This is a genomic window from Aeribacillus sp. FSL K6-8394, assembly GCF_038008865.1.
Classification (GTDB): domain Bacteria; phylum Bacillota; class Bacilli; order Bacillales; family Aeribacillaceae; genus Aeribacillus; species Aeribacillus composti.
Genome location: NZ_JBBPAA010000001.1, coordinates 1,775,307 through 1,794,970, shown reverse-complemented (window position 1 = coordinate 1,794,970; position 19,664 = coordinate 1,775,307). Strand labels below are relative to the sequence as shown.

The following is a 19,664-nucleotide window of genomic DNA, read 5'->3' as shown; positions in this document are numbered from 1 at the left end:
ATGACATGCTATTTGGGAAGGTTTTGAAAAAATGATTGGACATCATCACTGGAAAGAGCTGCTGCCTGTTGATCGCTACGTTGTGAAATGTACGAGCAGTTTGATTCATGAATTTGACCGAAAAGTTCTTACATTACTATACCAGCCTTTAATCGGGCCAAGAACGTTAAACTTATACATGACGCTTTGGAGCGAGCTTGAACAAAACCGTCTTTGGGGGACGGAATCGACCCACCATTTTTTAATGGCTGTTACTCAATCCCCATTAAATGAAATTTATCATGACCGTTTGAAATTAGAAGGAATAGGTCTTTTAAAAACATACCTTGTCGATGAAAGCGAACCGAAAAAATATATTTATGAACTTCAACGACCTCTTTCCCCCAAACAATTTTTTTATGATGGAATGTTGAACATATATTTATATAACAGAGTTGGAAAAACGGTGTACCAAAGATTGAAAAGCTATTTTTCCGATAAATCGGTTGATAGCAACGCCAAAGATGTGACAAGATCATTTCATGAAGTATACCAATCGATCCACCCATCTGAGCTTTCAGCCAATATTGCAATGGAACCCGAGGAAAACGATCAGGAGCTTTTTGATCATGCGCCTGGAGAACCGATTTCGATTCAAAACCAGTCCTTTGATTTTCAATTGTTTTATGCCGGTTTATCAGAGCATATTGTGCCCAAAAAAGCGATCACGCCTGCGGTTAAGGAAGCTGTTGAGAAATTAGCATATGTTTATGGAATTGATCCAATTGAAATGAAAAATCTGGTCATCCGTTCTTTGGATCATGATGAGCAAATTAATTTAGACGAGCTGCGAAAATGGGCGAGGGATTGGTATAAGCTGAATCACGGCAACCGTCTTCCAGAGCTTGTTGATAGGCTTCAGCCTTTGAATCAGCGGGTGAAAGACGAAGAAATTGAACAGTCAAAAGATAAGGAATTAATTCGACAGCTTGAATCCATCTCTCCAAGACAGTTTCTAAAAGATATTTCAGGCGGTATTGAACCGTCCGCAGCGGATTTGAAAATTATTGAAGATGTCATGTTTCAGCAAAAGCTGCTTCCCGGAGTTGTCAACGTTTTAATTTATTATGTCCTGCTAAAAACAAATATGAAATTGTCAAGAGCGTATGTTGAGAAAATTGCCAGCCACTGGGCTCGATTAGGAATTAAAACTGTGAAGGATGCAGTGGATGTGGCGAAAAAAGAACATAAGAAATATTTAACTTGGGCGGAAACAAAGGATAAGAAGACTGACAGCAAAAAAATCGTTCGAAAAGAAAAACTCCCTTCATGGCTTTTGGAAAACGAAAATCAACAGGTAGAAAACATCGATCCGGAAGCGTTTGAAAAAGAAAAACAAAAGCTGCAGGAGCGGATTAAAAAATATAAAAATAAACAGAAGGACTAGGCGAAAGGAGGGAGGAAGATGGAATCCCTGCAAAATCATTTAAAACAATTCATGAACAGCAAAGGGTTTCGGGAAACGTATTTGAACTTGAAACAGCAAATAAAATCGGACAAAGATGTCAGGTTATTTTTAGAAAAGCATAAAGATCAAATCGATGAAAATATGATTGACCGCAGTTTAGGCAAACTGTATGAATTTGTAACGCAGAGCAAGTTTTGCCGTGAATGTCGAAATTTAGATGAGTGCAAAAATATTTTAAAAGGATATCACCCTACATTAATTATTGAAAGAAAAACAATCGACCTGAAATATGATAAATGCCCGAGAAAAGAAGCATATGATGCTCGAAAAAAACAAGAATCGCTCATTAAATGCATGTATGTACCAAAGGAAATCCTCAATGCACACCTTGAGGATATTGATTTAAACGAACCGAACCGTCTGAAGGCAGTGTCTCTCGTGCAAGATTTTGTTGAGCAATACGGTCAAAATGATCGGTTAAAAGGATTGTATTTATACGGTTCTTTCGGCGTGGGAAAGACATTTATTCTTGGAGCGATCGCGAATGAGCTGGCGGAAAAAGGCGTTCCTTCCATGCTTGTATATGTTCCGGAGTTTGTCAGGGAGTTAAAAAGCGCTCTTCAAGATCATTCACTGAATGAAAAGATTGATGCGGTTAAAAAAATTCCGGTATTAATGCTTGATGATATTGGTGCTGAATCGATGTCGAGCTGGATGAGAGACGACATTTTAGGTTCGATTCTCCAATTCCGCATGCTTGAAAATTTACCGACCTTTTTTACATCCAACTTTAATTTTAGCGAATTGGAACACCACCTGACTTATTCACAAAAAGGCGAAATAGAACAGTTAAAGGCAAAAAGAATTATGGAAAGGATTCGTTTTTTGGCCATTCCCGTGGAATTGAAAGGAAAAAATCGCAGACAAGAATAGCCGCTGGACAGCAAACACTTCTAAATAATGCCATCCCCCCATATATATAGAAACAGGACTTGCTATATAAAGGGGGGGATCTTTTTTTGCTGGAAATAACTTTTCAAACGGAAAAAGAAGCTTCTTATCTGCATCAATTGCTTAATACAGAGAAGGAAAACTTTGATTTCCAAGCAGCCTTGCTGAACGGCACAGTATTAACATGTGAAACAGATGATTGGGAAACATTTATATCTGATGTGCTCGTACCATCATTTGTTGATTTTTTTCTAAATGTGAAAGAGCCCCGTCTCCTTCTTTTTATAATTGAAAAACAATTTTATTTTGAGGATGAAGATGAAAAACAGCAAATTTTACATATTGCTCAATCGATCTTGGAAGGAGAGCGGGCGGAAATTCCAATGATCAAACATTTTGAGCCGAGGGAAAACTTAATTATTTCTGCTTTAACGAATTTCCTTCGGCCAAACCAATCTTTTTCTATAGAATCATTTATTCAGTTCCGCTTGTCTGATTATTTATCAAGACTTTCGGAATATGTCGGTCTCTCCATTGAAGAGTATAAAATGGAGCAGGAATACCAAAATTTTATTCAAAGCTTGCGGGAATATGTTCTCAATAAAAAACCGAAATTATCAACGATTCATATTTTGCATGATACTTCCTTTCAAGTGTTTAATGAAAAGTTCATCGAAATAAAAGAGCTGGAATTGAAAAAGTGGATTGATCGGGAATTTATTTATCGCCACCCGATGTATATTGATTCCCATTTGCTGGCCCCGCTTGTATCCATTGCTCCTTTAGAAATTTATATATACTCCGATCAACAGGAGGAAGCAATGATTCAAACGATCCAAAACATCTTTCAGGAACGGGTTCGATTTTTTTCAAGGGCTAGCTTTCAAAAACGATAAGTTTCTTTCAGTACTCCTTGATTTTTGGTGGCGAATCAGTCTATAATACGGTTGAAATCATTCATCACGAAAAGGTTATGATGAGGACACGGGAGTATTATCACAGTTCAAAGAGAGGGAAGGCACAGGCTGAAACCTTCCTAACTCGTGTAATGCTCTTACCACCTCTAAACTTCAGCTGTGAACGGCTTTTGCCAAGTAATAGCTGGCGGATTGCTCCGTTATCAAAATGAGCCGCTCAAAGTTTTGAGCGGGAACTAGGGTGGAACCACGGGTTTTACATACAACACTCGTCCCTTCTTTTAGGGACGGGTGTTTATTTTTGCAAGAAAAAACAAAGGAGGAAAGAAGATGAAAGAAGCCATTAAAATTACTTTTCCAGACGGTTCTGTAAAAGAATTTCCGTACGGAACAACAACGGAAGAAATCGCTGCATCCATCAGCCCTGGATTAAAGAAAAAAGCCATTGCAGGTAAAATAAATGGAAAGCTTATTGACTTAAAAACCCCGATTGAACAAGACGGCCATATTGAAATTTTGACGCCTGATACAAAAGAAGCGTTAGAAATTTTACGACATAGTACAGCACATTTAATGGCGCAAGCGATTAAACGGCTTTACCCAAATGTAAAATTGGGAGTTGGGCCCGTCATTGAAAACGGTTTTTATTATGATATCGATATGGATGAAGCGATCTCTCACGAAGATTTGCCTAAAATCGAAAAAGAAATGAAAAAAATTGTCGGCGAAAATTTGCCGGTTATTCGTAAAGAAGTAAGCCGCGATGAAGCAAAAAAAATGTATGAGGAAATCGGCGACCATTTAAAGCTTGAGCTTATCGATGATATTCCGGAAGGCGAAATCATTTCCATATATGAGCAAGGAGAATTTTTCGATCTATGCCGAGGAGTCCACGTTCCTTCTACCGGAAAAATAAAGGAATTTAAATTGCTCAGCGTAGCCGGCGCCTACTGGCGTGGAGACAGCAAAAACAAAATGCTTCAACGCATATACGGTACAGCATTTTTTACAAAAGAAGAGCTTAAAGAACATCTCCGCATGCTTGAAGAAGCGAAAGAGCGGGATCATCGCAAGCTTGGAAAAGAATTAAACCTGTTTACCACTTCTCAAAAGGTTGGACAAGGCTTGCCGCTTTGGCTGCCAAAAGGTGCAACTATCCGCCGGATTATCGAACGCTATATTGTTGATAAAGAAATTAAACTCGGATACCAGCATGTATACACACCTGTTCTCGGCAGCGTCGATCTTTATAAAGCTTCCGGCCATTGGGACCATTATCAAGATGATATGTTTCCGCCAATGAAGATGGATAACGAAGAGCTTGTATTGCGTCCGATGAACTGCCCGCATCATATGATGATTTACAAAAATGAAATTCACAGCTATCGGGAATTGCCGATCCGCATTGCAGAACTTGGAACAATGCACAGATACGAAATGTCAGGGGCATTGACAGGGCTGCAGCGTGTTCGCGGGATGACGTTGAACGATGCGCATATTTTCGTGCGGCCGGATCAAATTAAAGACGAATTCATCCGAGTTGTCCGCCTTATTGAAGAGGTATACGAGGATTTTGGTATAAAAGATTATTCGTTCCGATTATCTTACCGCGATCCTGAGGATAAAGAAAAATATTATGATGATGATGAAATGTGGGAAAAGGCCCAGTCGATGCTGAAAGCCGCAATGGACGAACTCGGGCTGGATTATTATGAAGCGGAAGGTGAAGCGGCATTTTACGGACCGAAATTGGATGTACAAGTGCGGACGGCTTTAGGAAAAGATGAAACATTATCGACTGTTCAGCTAGATTTTCTCCTTCCGGAACGGCTTGATTTAACATATGTTGGCGAAGACGGCAAACATCATCGGCCAGTTGTTATTCACCGCGGAGTTGTTTCAACGATGGAACGGTTTGTTGCCTTCTTAATTGAGGAATATAAAGGCGCCTTCCCAACTTGGCTTGCACCTGTGCAAGTGAAAGTCATCCCTGTTTCGCCGGAAGTGCATCTTGATTATGCCAAAACAGTAGAACAGCGTCTTCAGCAAGAAGGCTTGCGTGTTGAAGTCGATATTCGGGATGAAAAAATCGGCTATAAAATTCGTGAGGCACAAATGCAAAAAATCCCGTACATGGTCGTTGTCGGTGATCAAGAAGCAGAAAATGAGACGGTCAATGTCAGAAAGTATGGAGAACAAAAATCAGAATCCATGCCGCTGGAGACATTTGCTGTATCTGTTGGAAAAGAAGGGAGAAAATAAGGAAATCGGCGTTTGCTGATTTCCTTTTTTTGAAACATAAGCGAGGGGTGTACGGATGGAAATAGTAGGAATTGATGCAGGGGGAAGTTTATTAAAAATTGCTTATGTCGAACATGGGCGATATCGGTATAAATGGTTTCCAATTGATGAAATGGATCAAGCTCTTTCTTGGATGAAGAGATTGAAGCCGGCTGCCCGCTATAGAATAACAGGAGGCAAAGCTGCAAAAGTAAAAGAAAAATTGACCGGAGCTGATGTGACCTTTATTCCAGAATTTGATTCAGTTTGTATAGGAACAAGAGAGCTTTTAGTAGAAGAAGGAAAGGAGCCAAAGAGCGATTTTTTAATCGTCAGCATCGGAACGGGAACATCTTTTTTCCTTATGAAGGGCGAGCGTTATGAGCGTTTGCTTGGTAGCGGTATCGGCGGCGGTGTTATTTCCGGTTTAAGCCGGCTCATTTTGCAGGAGAGCAATTTTTATCAAATCGTTGATTTGGCGAAAAAAGGTGATCGAAGCCATGTTGATTTGTTGGTAAAAGATTTGTATGGAGAAGAGGCTCCTCCAATTTTAGGAGATTTAACCGCTGCTAATTTTGGCAATCCGGATTTATCGAGAGCACGGAAAAAAGATGCTGCTACAGCGTTATTTCAATTGATTGGTGAAACGATCGTTCTTTTGGCAAAGCAATGTGCCGAGCTTCATCAAGTGGACACGTGTGTCTATGTTGGAGCTGCAATTTCGCAAAACCCTCCTTTACAACAAATCATCCAAAGCTTTGATTCCATGACAGGTCTGCAATGCATATTTTTATCAAACGGTTCTTTTACCGGAGCATTGGGAGCTATTTTATATCAATAATGTTTAAAACAATGGAGGAATTATTTTTCTTCAAGCTCAGAAATATCTACAACCGTACGTTCTTTAAACGGACCTCTTACATGAACGGTTGCTGTTTTTCCATCTTCATTTAGCTGATCAATCCAAACGGAAGCTCCGTTATAGAGAACTTCAATATCAGCCGGCGAGGATAAAATTTGTTTTACGCGGTTTGCATCCATTTCGATCACTCCAATAGTTATATGATATATTGATTATCATGTCCACTCCATTCCGATTTATGTATGTTCATTCAAATATAGACTCTTGCATTTTCTGTTTGAATAGTTTAAAATGGTATCGTTTTTGAAGAAATGTTGTTTTGACAAAGCTGCTTTGCCATGGTAGAATATTATAGTCAAGGAGAACAAGTAGAAGCACCCGCTTCTCACCTGATTGACGCACATCGTTGCTGTTGACAGGTTTATACATTGGACAAAAAGTTCGTGTATTCAACGTGTGGGTGCAGTGTGCGTCTACGCGTTTTTTATTTGCATAAACGAATGTATAAGCTCTGTCAAGGCGAACGTGCACTTTGTTTATAAAATCTTGGAGGTGGCTCATTATTAGCAAAGATATGTTAGTAAACGAGGGCATCCGCGCTCGTGAAGTTCGACTGGTCGATCAAAACGGTAATCAGTTAGGCATTAAATCACGGCAAGAAGCGCTTGATATTGCCGCAAATGCCAATTTGGATCTCGTTCTTGTTGCTCCGAATGCAAAACCGCCGGTTGCTCGCATCATGGATTACGGAAAATACCGCTTCGAGCAGCAAAAGAAAGAAAAAGAGGCGCGTAAAAAGCAGAAAGTTATTAATGTGAAGGAAGTCCGCCTAAGCCCAACAATTGAAGAGCATGACTTTAATACAAAGCTTCGCAATGCTCGGAAATTTTTGGAGAAGGGTGACAAGGTGAAAGCATCGATCCGCTTTAAAGGAAGAGCGATTACCCATAAAGAAATCGGCCAACGAGTTCTAGAAAGATTTTCTGAAGCATGCGCTGACATCAGTTCTGTTGAAACGAAGCCGAAAATGGATGGGCGCAGCATGTTTCTAGTGCTAGCACCGAAAAACGAAAAGAAATAGAAGGAGGATCCTTTTATGCCTAAAATGAAAACTCACCGCGGCTCTGCGAAAAGATTTAAAAAAACTGGGAACGGAAATTTGAAACGGTCTCATGCATTTACTAGTCATTTATTCGCTAACAAAACTCAAAAGCAAAAACGCAAACTTCGTAAACCAGCATTAGTAAGCAAAGGTGACTTTAAACGTATTCATCAAATGCTTGACAATATAAAATAATTTTTAACTTCGATTTTTTAGGAGGGAATGCATTATGGCACGTGTTAAAGGCGGTACAGTGACACGCAGACGCCGCAAAAAAATTATTAAGCTTGCAAAAGGTTATTACGGTTCGAAGCATCGTTTATATAAAGTTGCTAACCAGCAAGTAATGAAATCTTTAATGTATGCATACCGTGACCGTCGCCAAAGAAAACGCGATTTCCGTAAGCTTTGGATTACGAGAATCAATGCTGCTGCGCGCATTCACGGTCTTTCCTACAACCGGTTCATGCACGGTTTAAAGCTTGCTGGCATTGAAGTAAACAGAAAAATGCTTGCTGACTTAGCAGTAAATGATGAAAAAGGATTTGCACAACTCGCCGAAACAGCTAAAGCTGAATTAAATAAGTAATCGAAAAAGCAAGCCACCTATAAACGTACATTGCCCTTTGGGCTGGACATAATTGAACAGCACATTATTGATCCCCTTTAAGTAGACGTGTAAAAAATCTGCGCAATGACTCGCGGATGCTGCACTTCTATTTGGAGGGGATTTTTATATGGCTGAAAAGGTAAACGATTATGGCTTTACGTTTCTCAACAGTGAAAAAAGTCAAAAGTTCAAGGGTTTTTTTAGGCCGATGCAAAAAATTTAGGTTCTATACTAAATGTTGGGATCAAGAATATCACCAAAATGAAAAAAGCATTTACGAAGCACTCTGTTTTATAATGAAAGTGACCAAACCCAATTAAAAAGGAGACTTCGAAAAATTATAATCAATTACCGAGCTGTTTTACAAAATTTCATAGAGGAAGAGAAAAGGTAATGGGATAAAAATAGAAATGGAAGCTAACAGCAGCTCCCGCAATGGGAACTGCCTTCAGAATGCTTATTTTCTTTTTAAATCAGAAATGTTGCATAGATTGATCAAAAAAGCGACACCATGATCGTCCAGTCATGAACCGCATAGTCTTTTAACGCTGTCAATTTTGAACGGGAATGTCAAGCTGCTCTTTCTTTTTTGCCGTCTTAAGATAGTGTCGGGAATTCCGATTCGTTCCGATTCAAAAACTCTTTAATTGGACTTTTCCAGTCGATTTTGGCGTAAGGATATGCTTCTTTTATTTTCGATTCTATAAATTGAAAATCTTCTTTTGTAAACCCCCTTAACTTATTTGGAGTAGATGTCCAAATAAAAACGGAGATAACTTCAAAAGAAGTTTCAGTCGTGCCTAAATATTTTTCCCCTTCAAATAAAACTCCTTTATGCGTTAACAAAAAATTTTTGTGGACATTTTCTTTATCATCAAGAAAGAAAAATTTTTTTTGCTCATGAGCCAATTCTAACTTTCGCTTCGGGTTCAATAAATATTTAATGAATGAATAAATTAGGAAAATAATCGCAGCAATTATGAAAAGACGAAGAAGGATGACAATCATTTACTTTAAACCTCCCCGAAGGTCATATTCATACATATACATTACGAAAAAGGAATTGAAGGGGTTTCATTAATGATCACTTTTGCTATAATTTTTTTAGATATATTTTAGGGGTTGAGAAAATGGATTTTGAACAGTTATATAAAATGCAAAAAGAATTGGATGAAAAAATTGAAAAGAAACACGGTTTGGAGGAAGAAAGGCTGATCGAGAGAAAAGTTTTAGCCTTGCTTGTTGAAATTGGCGAATTGGCTAATGAAACGCGCTGCTTTAAATTTTGGAGCGTTAAGCCGCCTTCCGACAGAGAGGTTATTTTGGAAGAGTATGTAGACGGCCTTCATTTTTTATTGTCGATCGGCCATGAATTGTATATTGAAAAACTGCCGGAAATGAAAGCAAGAAAAATCGATAAAAGCCTGACCGATCTTTTTTTAAACGTTTATCAAAAAACGGCAAAATTCAGTGAATATTTGTCTGTCCAAGCGTATATCGATTTATTTAACGACTATGTTACACTCGGCTCTGCGCTGGGCTTTTCAGAGGAAGATATTATTTCAGCATACATGGCGAAAAATGAAGTCAATCATGCTAGACAAAATCAAGGATATTAACAATTCCGTTTGGAAAAAATGAAGAATATAAATTAAAGGAGGTTTCAGTGTGGAGAAATGGGATGAAACATTGAAAATGTTAAAAGATTTAACAGACGCGAAAGGCATCGCCGGCAATGAACGGGAAGTCAGAGAAGTAATGAGAGGGTACATAAAAGATTATGCGGATGATATCCAAACGGATGGACTCGGCAGTTTAATTGCCAAAAAAGAAGGAGAATCAGGCGGACCCAAAATTATGATCGCGGGCCATCTTGATGAGGTCGGCTTTATGGTTACGCAAATTGATGATAAAGGGTTCATTCGCTTTCAGCCTGTTGGTGGCTGGTGGAATCAAGTTATGCTCGCACAAAGAGTGACGATTGTCACCCAAAAAGGAGATGTGACCGGCATCATCGGTTCCAAGCCGCCGCATATTTTGCCGGCAGAAGCACGAAAAAAGCCTGTAGAGATCAAAGACATGTTTATTGATATTGGCGCCAGCAGCCGAGAAGAAGCGATGGAATTTGGTGTTCGTCCCGGCGACCAAATTGTGCCTTATTTTGAGTTCACCGTCATGAAAAATGATAAAATCCTTTTGGCGAAAGCTTGGGATAACCGCATCGGTTGTGCAATAGCGATCGAAGTTTTGAAAAAGCTGAAAGGGGTAAACCATCCGAACGTCGTTTACGGTGTAGGAACCGTTCAGGAGGAAGTGGGATTAAGAGGAGCCCGCACATCAGCCCATTATATTGAGCCTGATATTGCTTTCGGCGTAGACGTCGGAATAGCCGGCGACACTCCAGGCATTTCCGAAAAAGAAGCGATGGGAAAAATGGGGAAAGGTCCGCAAATTATTTTATATGATGCTTCTATGGTCTCCCATAAAGGGCTTCGCGATTTTGTCGTAGGGGTCGCTGAAGAATGCGGCATTCCATATCAGTATGATGCTATGCCGGGAGGCGGTACAGACTCCGGATCGATTCATTTAACAGGAAATGGTGTTCCAACGCTTTCCATTACGATTGCAACGCGCTACATTCATACACACGCTGCGATGATTCATCGCGAAGACTTTGAACATACGGTTCAATTATTGACAGAAGTCATTAAACGCCTCGACAAAAAAACGGTTGAAAACATTACATACAACTAAAAAGCAGGAGCTGGTTATTTCCCAGCTCCAGTCTCTTTTAATCCTTGTTCAAGTGTTTCAACCATTTCCTGTTGATCACGCTGACTTGAATGGTTCCAGATAATTTCAAATAACACGCCTAACCCTGGAAGCATTTTTTCTTCCTTGCTATTGATGGCATCAACGATCGTTTCTCTCAGCTCGTCTTTTGAATTTTGCGATATGTTGGCAATGACTGCATTGCGCAAATCAAAATTCATATCCTTCACCTCGTTTTTCTTCATTCTTCTTTATTTTTTCTTTTGTTTTCTATAATATGTATATGAAATGAACTATCAGTTGAAGGAGACACCATCATTGAAACGGATTGCGTCAACTAAAAATGAAAGAGTAAAAGAATGGAAAAAGCTGCAATCAAGAAAAAAACGGGAAGAGCGCGGGCTGTTTTTAATTGAAGGCTTGCATTTAATCGAGGAAGCTCTCAAATACAAATCAATTGTTCAAGAGTTAATTGTTTTAGAAGGAGCGAAGCTGCCAAATCATTTTTTCGAAGGTACAATTCCGACAACGATTGTTTCCAAAGAGGTGTTTTCGCTTCTGTCTGAAACGGATTCCCCGCAAGGTGTCATGGCTGTTTGTAAGCAGCTTAGGTGGGAAATCGATTTGAACGCCAAAAAATGGCTGTTAATAGATGCGGTTCAAGATCCAGGAAATCTCGGTACGATCATTCGTACTGCAGATGCGGCTGGAATGGATGTTGTGATTTTAGGTGAAGGGACGGTTGATTTGTACAATAGTAAAACGATCCGGGCGACTCAAGGATCAATTTTTCATTTGCCTGTGATCAATTCGTCATTAAAACAGATTATAAGTAAGTTGAAGGAAGAGAAAATTCCTGTATTTGGAACTTCAATAAAAAATGCTGTTTTCTATAAAGAGATCCCTCCTTCTGAAACATTTGCCCTCCTTGTAGGAAATGAGGGAAATGGGGTCTCAAAAGATCTGCTGGATATGACAGATCAAAATTTACACATTCCGATTTATGGAAAAGCGGAGTCATTAAATGTTGCCGTTGCTTCAGCTATTTTCATGTACCATCTTCGCAAATAGTGTTGCGCCTTTAATTTCTTTTTTTTATAATTAAAAGCAATTGAATAAAGGAATAACGATGACGGAGAAGAGTAGTTTGCAGGTCGCCATTTAGGGAGAAAATGCCGTAGACTGGAAGCATTTTTATGGTAGAGGCAAACGAATTCACCTCCAGAGTTGACGCCAGGACCATGCGGAAGCATGTAAAGGCGCTCCGGCTGTGCCGTTATGATAATGAAGTGAACAAAGATTCTTTCTTTGTTAATAAGGGTGGTACCGCGAAATTCAACTCGTCCCTTTTTTGGGATGGGTTTTTTTATTTATTTTAAAAAAAAGGAGGAATTTACATGCAGGAAGAATTAACAAAGCTTCGCGATGAAGCGTTGCAAAAGGTACGGGAAGCAACGGATTTAAAACAATTGCAAAATATTCGCGTTCAATATCTTGGAAAAAAAGGACCGATTACCGAAGTTCTTCGCGGAATGGGAAAGCTTTCGAAAGAAGAACGGCCGAAAATAGGTGCGTTAGCAAATGAAATTCGGGAAGTGATTGCCGGGGAAATAACAAGTAAGCAAGAACAACTCGAAAAAGCAGAAATCGAGAAAAAATTACAGCAAGAAACGATTGACGTTACCCTTCCAGGCAGACCGGTTCGAACAGGAAACCATCATCCTCTCCAAGCGGTCATTGAAGAAATTGAAGATTTGTTTATCGGCATGGGATACACAGTAGAGGAAGGTCCAGAAGTTGAAACAGATTATTACAATTTTGAAGCGCTCAATTTGCCGAAAGGCCATCCGGCAAGGGATATGCAAGATTCCTTTTACATAACTGATGAAATTTTGCTGCGCACACACACATCTCCAGTTCAGGCGAGAACGCTAGAAAAATATAAAGGGAAAGGTCCTGTAAAAATCATTTGTCCAGGGAAAGTATACAGACGTGATACAGATGATGCAACGCACTCCCATCAATTTACGCAAATTGAAGGGCTCGTTGTGGATGAAAACATTCGCATGAGCGATTTAAAAGGAACGCTCGAAGTGTTTGCGAAAAAACTGTTCGGTGAAGACAGGCAAATTCGTCTGCGTCCGAGCTTTTTCCCGTTTACTGAACCGTCGGTGGAAGTCGATGTATCCTGTTTTAAATGCTCCATGAAAGGCTGTCATGTATGCAAAGGAACAGGCTGGATTGAAATTTTAGGAGCAGGGATGGTTCATCCAAACGTTTTGGAAATGGCGGGATTCGATTCGAAAAAATACCGTGGTTTTGCATTTGGAATGGGACCGGAACGGATTGCCATGTTGAAATATGGAATTGATGATATTCGTCATTTTTATACAAACGATGTGCGTTTTTTGAAACAGTTTAAACAAGCTTAAAAGGAGGTTTTCTCATGTTCGTTTCATACAAATGGCTCTCTGAATATGTTGATCTAGACATTTCCCCTGAGGAGCTGGCTGAAAAAATAACGAAGAGCGGCATTGAAGTTGAAAATGTTCAAGCTGTTAATGAAGGAATAAAAGATGTTGTAGTTGGACAGGTGCTTGAAAAAGAACAGCATCCAAATGCAGAAAAATTAAGCAAATGTTTAGTTGACATCGGTGAAGGAGAACCAGTGCAAATTATATGCGGCGCCCAAAACGTTGAAAAAGGTCAAAAAGTGCCGGTAGCCAAAGTTGGTGCGGTTTTGCCGGGCAATTTCAAAATTAAACGGGCAAAGCTGCGCGGTGAAGAATCTAACGGTATGATTTGTTCTTTGCAAGAGCTGGGCATTGAAGGAAAGCTTGTCCCAAAAGAGTTTTCTGACGGCATTTTTGTTTTCCCTAGTGATGCTGAAGTTGGAAAAAATGCGATGGAACAGCTGTTTATGGACGATTATGTACTTGAATTAGGTCTTACACCAAACCGTTCTGACTGTTTAAGCATGATCGGTGTTGCCTATGAAGTTGCAGCAATTTTAAAGAAAGAGGTTCGAAAGCCGGAAGTTCATTATGAGGCTGCCGAAGAAAAAGCAACTGATTATATTACTGTGAATGTTGAAGCAAAAGAAGATAATCCATTCTATGTAGCCAAAATTATTAAAAATGTCAAAATTGCCCCTTCCCCTTTATGGATGCAAATGCGCTTAATAAAAGCCGGAATCAGACCGCATAACAACGTCGTCGATATTACAAACTATTGTTTATTAGAATACGGCCAGCCGCTTCATGCGTTTGACTATGACCGGTTCGGATCAAAGGAAATACTCGTTCGCCGCGCACATGACGGAGAGACGATCGTGACCCTTGATGATCAAGAACGAAAGCTTACAAGCGATCACCTTGTGATCACAAATGGCAAAGTACCTGTTGCATTAGCTGGTGTAATGGGAGGGGCCGATTCTGAAGTAAGAGACGATACGACGACCGTTTTGCTTGAAGCCGCCTATTTTAAAGGCAGTGTTGTCCGAAAAGCGTCGAAGGATTTCGGACTTAGAAGTGAAGCGAGCTTGAGATTTGAAAAGGGAGTTGACCCGAACAGGGTAAAAGCTGCAGCAGAGCGGGCAGCACAATTGATCGCAAAATACGCCTCCGGAACTGTTTTAGAAGGTGAAGCAGAATTTCATGATTTTTCAATCGAGAAAAAAGTGATCACCATTTCCGCTGAGAAAATTAATAACGTTTTAGGGACAAACATTGCAGTAGATGAAATAAAAGAAATTTTTGACCGCTTGCAATTTGAAACCGTTGAAGAAAACGGTCTTTTTACAGTAACCGTTCCGACAAGAAGAGGCGATATTGCGATTGAAGAAGATTTAATTGAAGAAGTAGCCCGCCTTTACGGATATGACTATATTCCGTCAACATTGCCTGAAGGATCTTCAACATCCGGAGCATTAACAGACTATCAATTGAAAAGAAGAAAAGTGCGAAGATTTTTGGAAGGCGCCGGGCTTTATCAAGCGATCACATATTCGTTAACGAGCAAAGAAAAGGCGGGACAATTTACGCTGGAGACGTCAAGCTTTACTCAATTAGCATTGCCGATGAGTGAAGAGCGGAGTGTTTTGCGTTTAAGCCTGCTTCCTCATTTGCTTGAGTCTGTAAAATATAACAAAGCGCGGCAAATCGATGATATTCATCTTTATGAAATTAGTTCTGTTTTCATTTCGGACGATGCTTTAGAAAAGCCTTTGGAAAAAGAACGTTTATCAGGCGTCATGACGGGTCACTACGTTTATCACCCATGGCAAGGGGAAAAAACAAAAGTTGATTTTTATGTTGTGAAAGGAATTTTAGACGGTTTATTTGATCTGCTTGGACTGTTGGATGAAATTGAGTATAAACAGGCAAAACGTGAAGGGCTGCATCCCGGCAGAACGGCAGATATTTATTTAAACGGATCATTCATCGGATTTGTCGGCGAATTAAATCCGGAAGTTGAAAAAGAGTATGATTTAGATGAAACATATGTTTTTGAGCTGAAGCTAGCCGATCTCATTCAATATGAAGCTAAGCCAGTCATATATACGCCGATTCCAAGGTTCCCATCCATTACAAGGGATATCGCCTTAGTCGTTGATCAGCATGTGCATGCTGGCGAGCTTCAAGAAACGATCCGGGAAGCGGGCGGAAAACTGTTAAAAGAGATTTCCATTTTTGATGTGTATGAAGGAGAACGTTTGGGAGCAGGGAAAAAATCGATCGCATTTTCACTCCGCTACTACGATCCTGAACGAACATTGACGGATGAGGAAGCAGCAAAAGCTCATGAAAAAGTAATTAAGGCGGTAGAGGAAAAATTTTCAGCAGTTCTTCGCAGCTAACGCAGGACGATAAATCCCTAAAATAATTCCAGCTAACAAATGAAGGTGCAGATAGCACCTTCATTTTTATTGAAATCATAAATTGGTCCTGCTAACCTCAGAAAATAAGATTTCCGGATTCGTCATTTCAATTCAATAGATTCAAAGCTTTTTCGGTGTTGGCAAAATGAAGCTTTGCCATTTTGCCAAGTGTGTTTTTCCCTTTTTCCTTTATTAATTTGGCAGCAGCTTCATCGACAGTATGGCTGGCTCCTTTTGGCAAATAAAATCCGGCTGCGTTGGATAAGCTGTTTAATTCTTTTAAAAAAGCATATCTTGCGATAATGGATGCTGCAGCGACAGATATGTGTATATGCTCCGCCTTCGGTTTAAAGATGGTTATGTCTTTAAACGGAACATCCCGGTCTTTAAGATATTGAAAGTAAACATCCGGCTCTGCAAACTGATCGATCAACACAGCTTCTGGTTTATCAGGAGAAATTTTCTTGAGTAAATGATGAATCGCTTGATTATGAAGGATAGCTTTCAATTTCCCTTGGTTCATTCCAGATTTCTGCAATTGATTGTATTTTTCATTGCGCAAAATTAAGAGGCTGTACGGAACTGTCTCTATTAAAGTGTTGGCGATTGAAAAAACTTGTTTGTCTGTCAAAGCCTTTGAATCTTTTACTCCAAGCTGCTGAACCAGTTTTCTTTTTTCTTTAGGGACAAATACTGCAGCAACCGTGATCGGTCCAAAATAATCCCCCGTTCCTGCTTCATCAGAGCCGATGACTGACATCTGTTGAAGCTGTTGAAGCTCATCCTCTGTTTGAGAAGGGGCTGTTTTTGCTGTTTTTTCCCATCTGTTTGCTTCCTGCTGAGCGGCAGATCCTTGAAAAAGCACTTTTCCCGACTTGTAAGCAGTGATCGTACAGTTTGTCAATTTGGCAGAAAAGACGGCACCTGGAGGGGTTCTGTCTATAATGAAAGGATTATAAAAATCTTTCAAAGTTTGAATTCCCCCATGATCAACTTTTATGACGATATTGGACAATAAAAAACGCCTCGCTTTCCTAAAATGGATGCTATATTATTGTACCCTTTCTTTTGTTCTTCTTTCCATCTTTTCGACAAACATGTTATGATTATGATTAGGATTTTGAATCATTTTGCGATATTTTTTCATAGAGGATGGAGGATTCGCTTTGTCTGATCAACCTAAAAATAAAGCGACTGTTTATATATATGGACAGCAGTATTCGATTGTTGGAAATGAGAGCGTAAATCATATGAAGCTTGTCGCTTCAATTGTTGACGAAAAAATGCGGGAAATCAGTCAAAAAAACCCATCTCTAGATTTAAACAAGCTGGCAGTACTAACTGCGGTTAATGCTGTTCATGATTATCTCAAATTAAAGGAGAAATTTGAAGAACTAGAAAAGCAACTTCAAGAAAAGGATTGAAATTTAAAATGCTTGACTTGATCATTTTATTTTTCTTAGTATTCGGATTGCTCACTGGCCTTAAAAGGGGATTTATTCTCCAAGTAGTTTATTTATCAAGTGTTATAGTGTCTTTCATAATTGCCAGAACATATTTTGACGATCTTGCTCCTAAACTGGAATTATGGGTACCGTATCCAAATATAGGAGATTCAAATGCTGCTCTATCTATATTGACAGGGGGCCATTTGGAGGAAGCTTACTATCGCGGAGTTGCATTCGTGCTTTTGTTTATCGGATCAAAAATAGCGCTTCACATCATCGGATCTATGTTTGATTTTGTTGCGATGCTTCCAATACTTAAGCAAATCAACCGCTTGCTGGGTGCGGTTTTAGGTTTTGCGGAAACTTACCTCATTTTATTCATTCTGCTTTTTTTGGCAGCGCTCATTCCAGCCGAGCAAATTCAAAATCTTATCGATAAATCGCTGCTGGCTGATTTAATTGTCAATCATACCCCTGTCTTATCTGATAAAATTCACGATCTTTGGATCGGCTATTTCGGTAAAGGAAGTTAGACGTAAAGGGACGATGGAAACATCTTTATTTAGACCCCCATCGTCCTTCTCTGTTTCTATTAAATAGTTCAATAGCAGGTGATTTTTATATTGTTTAAGATTCAAGAGGTGACGTAAAACATGACGGTTCACAAAAAGGATGTTGTCAGCCTGTTAAAGAAAATTGCGGTATATATGGAGTTAAAAGGCGAAAACCCTTTTAAAATCTCCGCGTTTTATAAAGCTGCCAATGCCCTTGAAAGGGATGCGAGAAGCCTATCAGACATCCACGATTTTACTTTAATCAGTGGGATTGGGAAAGGAACGAGTGCAGTCATCGAAGAATTCATAAAAACCGGCGAGTCAAAAACGCTGCAAACCTTGCAAAAGGAAGTTCCTGAAGGGTTAATCCCTCTTCTTCAATTGCCAGGGCTGGGCGGAAAGAAGATTGCAAAATTGTACAAGGATTTAGGTGTTGTGGACATCGATTCTTTAAAAAAAGCTTGTGAAGAACATAAAGTGCAAAGTTTACAAGGTTTTGGAAAAGTAACGGAAGAAAAAATATTGGCTGCGATCGATGAAATGAATAAAAAACCGGGCCGACTGCCTCTTGCTTATATGCTGCCGATTGCAGAAAAAATAGAGAAATTTTTAGAAAAAGGACAGAAAAACGGAATAGTTCGCTTTTCTCGCGCAGGAAGCTTAAGAAGAATGAAAGAAACGATAAAAGACCTTGACTTTATTATTGCGGCGGAAAATAAAGAAGCTGTGCGAGATTACATTTTAACAATGCCGAATATAACTGAAATCATTGCGAAAGGCGATACGAAAATATCGATTGAACTCAAGTTTGATGTCAAGGTTCAGGTCGATTTTCGCATCGTGCACCCAAAGGAATTCATTTCGGCTTTGCACCATTTTACAGGCTCAAAAGAGCATAATGTAAAAATGCGCCAGCTAGCGAAGGAAAGAGGAGAAAAAATAAGCGAATACGGCGTAGAAATAATAGAAACCGGAGAAGTGCTCACATTTGAGTCAGAAAAAGAGCTGTATGCACACTTTCAGCTTCCCTACATTCCGCCAGAGGTTCGGGAAGATGGGGAGGAAGTGGAAAAATACAAAGGAAATCTTATTTCGCTCGAGGAAATAAAGGGAGATCTCCATATGCATTCAACATGGAGCGACGGCGCTCATTCAATCAAGGAAATGGCTGAGGCTGCTAAAAGAAAAGGCTACAAGTACATCGCGATTACAGATCACTCGCAATTTTTAAAAGTAGCCAACGGCTTGACTCCTGAGCAGCTGAAAGAACAAAAAGAAGAAATTGACATGTTGAATGAACAATATTCTGATTTTACGATTTTCAGAGGAATCGAGATGGATATTTTGCCGGACGGTACACTTGATTATGACGACGATAGTCTAAAAGAGCTAGATATAGTTATTGCATCGATCCATTCGAACTTTTCCCAGCCGCAGAGTGTAATGATGAAAAGGCTGAAAGCAGCCCTATATAATTACCATGTTGATATTATCGCTCATCCGACTGGAAGGTTAATTGGGCGAAGAGAAGGATACGATGTTGATATAGAAATGCTTTTAGAACTTGCAAAGGAAACAGATACTATTTTAGAATTGAACGCAAATCCGAACAGGCTTGACTTATGTGTAGAACATTTGAAGAAAGCGAAGGAATACGGTGTAAAGGTTGTGATTAATACAGATGCCCACAGCATAAACATGCTAGAACATATGGAGATAGGGGTTGCGTATGCGCGAAAAGCTTTCATTCAGCCGGATGACGTTGTGAATACGTGGGATGTTGAACAATTAAAGCAATTTTTAAAAAGGAAAGACTGACCATTCAACTGTCAGGAGGTTTTG

20 protein-coding genes and 3 other annotated features are annotated in these 19,664 nt (G+C 39.6%); of the genes, 16 read left to right on the top strand and 4 right to left on the bottom strand.

The window, feature by feature from the left end:
* Positions 1 to 31: 31 nt before the first annotated feature.
* The 5 genes from NSR00_RS08505 (at position 32) to coaW (ending at position 6,436) form a co-directional block, all read left to right on the top strand.
* The gene (locus NSR00_RS08505; RefSeq protein ID WP_327862619.1) at positions 32 to 1,426 is read left to right on the top strand and encodes a replication initiation and membrane attachment family protein; all 1,395 of its coding nucleotides are present in this window, start codon (positions 32 to 34) and stop codon (positions 1,424 to 1,426) included.
* An 18-nt stretch (positions 1,427 to 1,444) separates the two neighbouring features.
* Complete coding sequence (dnaI, locus tag NSR00_RS08500; protein WP_327862620.1) at positions 1,445 to 2,380, top strand: primosomal protein DnaI; 936 nt, start codon at positions 1,445 to 1,447, stop codon at positions 2,378 to 2,380.
* Positions 2,381 to 2,466: 86 nt separating this feature from the next.
* On the top strand, positions 2,467 to 3,294 hold the full coding sequence (gene ytxC, locus NSR00_RS08495) for a putative sporulation protein YtxC (protein WP_063387414.1): 828 nt from the start codon (positions 2,467 to 2,469) through the stop codon (positions 3,292 to 3,294).
* A gap of 68 nt (positions 3,295 to 3,362) precedes the next feature.
* Positions 3,363 to 3,595, top strand: a binding site (T-box leader).
* 50 nt (positions 3,596 to 3,645) lie between these two features.
* On the top strand, positions 3,646 to 5,577 hold the full coding sequence (thrS, locus tag NSR00_RS08490) for a threonine--tRNA ligase (RefSeq protein ID WP_311066375.1): 1,932 nt from the start codon (positions 3,646 to 3,648) through the stop codon (positions 5,575 to 5,577).
* A gap of 55 nt (positions 5,578 to 5,632) precedes the next feature.
* Positions 5,633 to 6,436, top strand: a complete 804-nt coding sequence (gene coaW, locus NSR00_RS08485) for a type II pantothenate kinase (RefSeq protein ID WP_340788107.1) — start codon at positions 5,633 to 5,635, stop codon at positions 6,434 to 6,436.
* 20 nt (positions 6,437 to 6,456) lie between these two features.
* Here coaW and NSR00_RS08480 read toward each other — a convergent pair whose 3' ends face one another.
* Positions 6,457 to 6,636 (bottom strand): H-type small acid-soluble spore protein, encoded by a 180-nt coding sequence (locus NSR00_RS08480; protein WP_063387416.1) that lies wholly within the window; start codon positions 6,634 to 6,636, stop codon positions 6,457 to 6,459.
* A gap of 181 nt (positions 6,637 to 6,817) precedes the next feature.
* Positions 6,818 to 6,948, top strand: a sequence feature (ribosomal protein L20 leader region).
* Positions 6,949 to 7,016: 68 nt separating this feature from the next.
* Here NSR00_RS08480 and infC point away from each other — a divergent pair.
* From infC to rplT, 3 genes are read left to right on the top strand one after another with little or no spacing between them, the layout of a single operon-like run.
* A complete protein-coding gene (gene infC / locus NSR00_RS08475; protein WP_222422773.1) occupies positions 7,017 to 7,538 on the top strand; it encodes a translation initiation factor IF-3 in 522 nt (173 codons plus the stop codon).
* Between the two features lie 15 nt (positions 7,539 to 7,553).
* Positions 7,554 to 7,754, top strand: coding sequence for a 50S ribosomal protein L35 (gene rpmI / locus NSR00_RS08470; RefSeq protein WP_063387419.1), 201 nt, complete (start codon positions 7,554 to 7,556; stop codon positions 7,752 to 7,754).
* A gap of 34 nt (positions 7,755 to 7,788) precedes the next feature.
* Complete coding sequence (gene rplT / locus NSR00_RS08465) at positions 7,789 to 8,148, top strand: 50S ribosomal protein L20 (RefSeq protein WP_063387420.1); 360 nt, start codon at positions 7,789 to 7,791, stop codon at positions 8,146 to 8,148.
* 618 nt (positions 8,149 to 8,766) lie between these two features.
* Here rplT and NSR00_RS08460 read toward each other — a convergent pair.
* Complete coding sequence (locus NSR00_RS08460; protein WP_063387422.1) at positions 8,767 to 9,177, bottom strand: hypothetical protein; 411 nt, start codon at positions 9,175 to 9,177, stop codon at positions 8,767 to 8,769.
* A gap of 122 nt (positions 9,178 to 9,299) precedes the next feature.
* Here NSR00_RS08460 and NSR00_RS08455 point away from each other — a divergent pair, with 122 nt between their 5' ends.
* Both NSR00_RS08455 and NSR00_RS08450 read left to right on the top strand, forming a co-directional pair.
* Entirely contained in the window at positions 9,300 to 9,788 is a 489-nt protein-coding gene (locus tag NSR00_RS08455) for a dUTP diphosphatase (RefSeq protein WP_063387423.1), read from the top strand.
* A 49-nt stretch (positions 9,789 to 9,837) separates the two neighbouring features.
* Positions 9,838 to 10,923 carry a M42 family metallopeptidase gene (locus NSR00_RS08450; RefSeq protein ID WP_063387424.1) on the top strand — a complete coding sequence of 362 codons (1,086 nt, stop codon included), beginning with the start codon at positions 9,838 to 9,840 and terminating at the stop codon, positions 10,921 to 10,923.
* A gap of 14 nt (positions 10,924 to 10,937) precedes the next feature.
* Here NSR00_RS08450 and sspI read toward each other — a convergent pair whose 3' ends face one another.
* Positions 10,938 to 11,162 (bottom strand): small acid-soluble spore protein SspI, encoded by a 225-nt coding sequence (gene sspI / locus NSR00_RS08445; RefSeq protein ID WP_063387425.1) that lies wholly within the window; start codon positions 11,160 to 11,162, stop codon positions 10,938 to 10,940.
* A gap of 97 nt (positions 11,163 to 11,259) precedes the next feature.
* Between sspI and NSR00_RS08440 the strand changes: the two genes are divergently transcribed.
* The 3 genes from NSR00_RS08440 (at position 11,260) to pheT (ending at position 15,799) form a co-directional block, all read left to right on the top strand.
* Positions 11,260 to 12,012, top strand: a complete 753-nt coding sequence (locus tag NSR00_RS08440) for a TrmH family RNA methyltransferase (RefSeq protein WP_340788105.1) — start codon at positions 11,260 to 11,262, stop codon at positions 12,010 to 12,012.
* A 49-nt stretch (positions 12,013 to 12,061) separates the two neighbouring features.
* Positions 12,062 to 12,292, top strand: a binding site (T-box leader).
* A 46-nt stretch (positions 12,293 to 12,338) separates the two neighbouring features.
* Positions 12,339 to 13,373 (top strand): phenylalanine--tRNA ligase subunit alpha, encoded by a 1,035-nt coding sequence (gene pheS / locus NSR00_RS08435; protein WP_063387428.1) that lies wholly within the window; start codon positions 12,339 to 12,341, stop codon positions 13,371 to 13,373.
* 14 nt (positions 13,374 to 13,387) lie between these two features.
* On the top strand, positions 13,388 to 15,799 hold the full coding sequence (gene pheT / locus NSR00_RS08430) for a phenylalanine--tRNA ligase subunit beta (RefSeq protein WP_340788103.1): 2,412 nt from the start codon (positions 13,388 to 13,390) through the stop codon (positions 15,797 to 15,799).
* 127 nt (positions 15,800 to 15,926) lie between these two features.
* Here the strand turns inward: pheT and rnhC are convergent, their stop codons facing one another.
* Positions 15,927 to 16,835 carry a ribonuclease HIII gene (gene rnhC / locus NSR00_RS08425; RefSeq protein ID WP_327856508.1) on the bottom strand — a complete coding sequence of 303 codons (909 nt, stop codon included), beginning with the start codon at positions 16,833 to 16,835 and terminating at the stop codon, positions 15,927 to 15,929.
* A 151-nt stretch (positions 16,836 to 16,986) separates the two neighbouring features.
* On the opposite strand from rnhC, the gene zapA reads away from it, so the two are divergent.
* From zapA to polX, 3 genes are all read left to right on the top strand, one after another.
* The gene (zapA, locus tag NSR00_RS08420) at positions 16,987 to 17,244 is read left to right on the top strand and encodes a cell division protein ZapA (protein ID WP_063387431.1); all 258 of its coding nucleotides are present in this window, start codon (positions 16,987 to 16,989) and stop codon (positions 17,242 to 17,244) included.
* An 8-nt stretch (positions 17,245 to 17,252) separates the two neighbouring features.
* On the top strand, positions 17,253 to 17,801 hold the full coding sequence (locus NSR00_RS08415) for a CvpA family protein (RefSeq protein WP_063387432.1): 549 nt from the start codon (positions 17,253 to 17,255) through the stop codon (positions 17,799 to 17,801).
* Between the two features lie 120 nt (positions 17,802 to 17,921).
* Positions 17,922 to 19,640, top strand: a complete 1,719-nt coding sequence (gene polX / locus NSR00_RS08410) for a DNA polymerase/3'-5' exonuclease PolX (protein WP_340788100.1) — start codon at positions 17,922 to 17,924, stop codon at positions 19,638 to 19,640.
* The last annotated feature ends 24 nt before the right edge of the window (positions 19,641 to 19,664 follow it).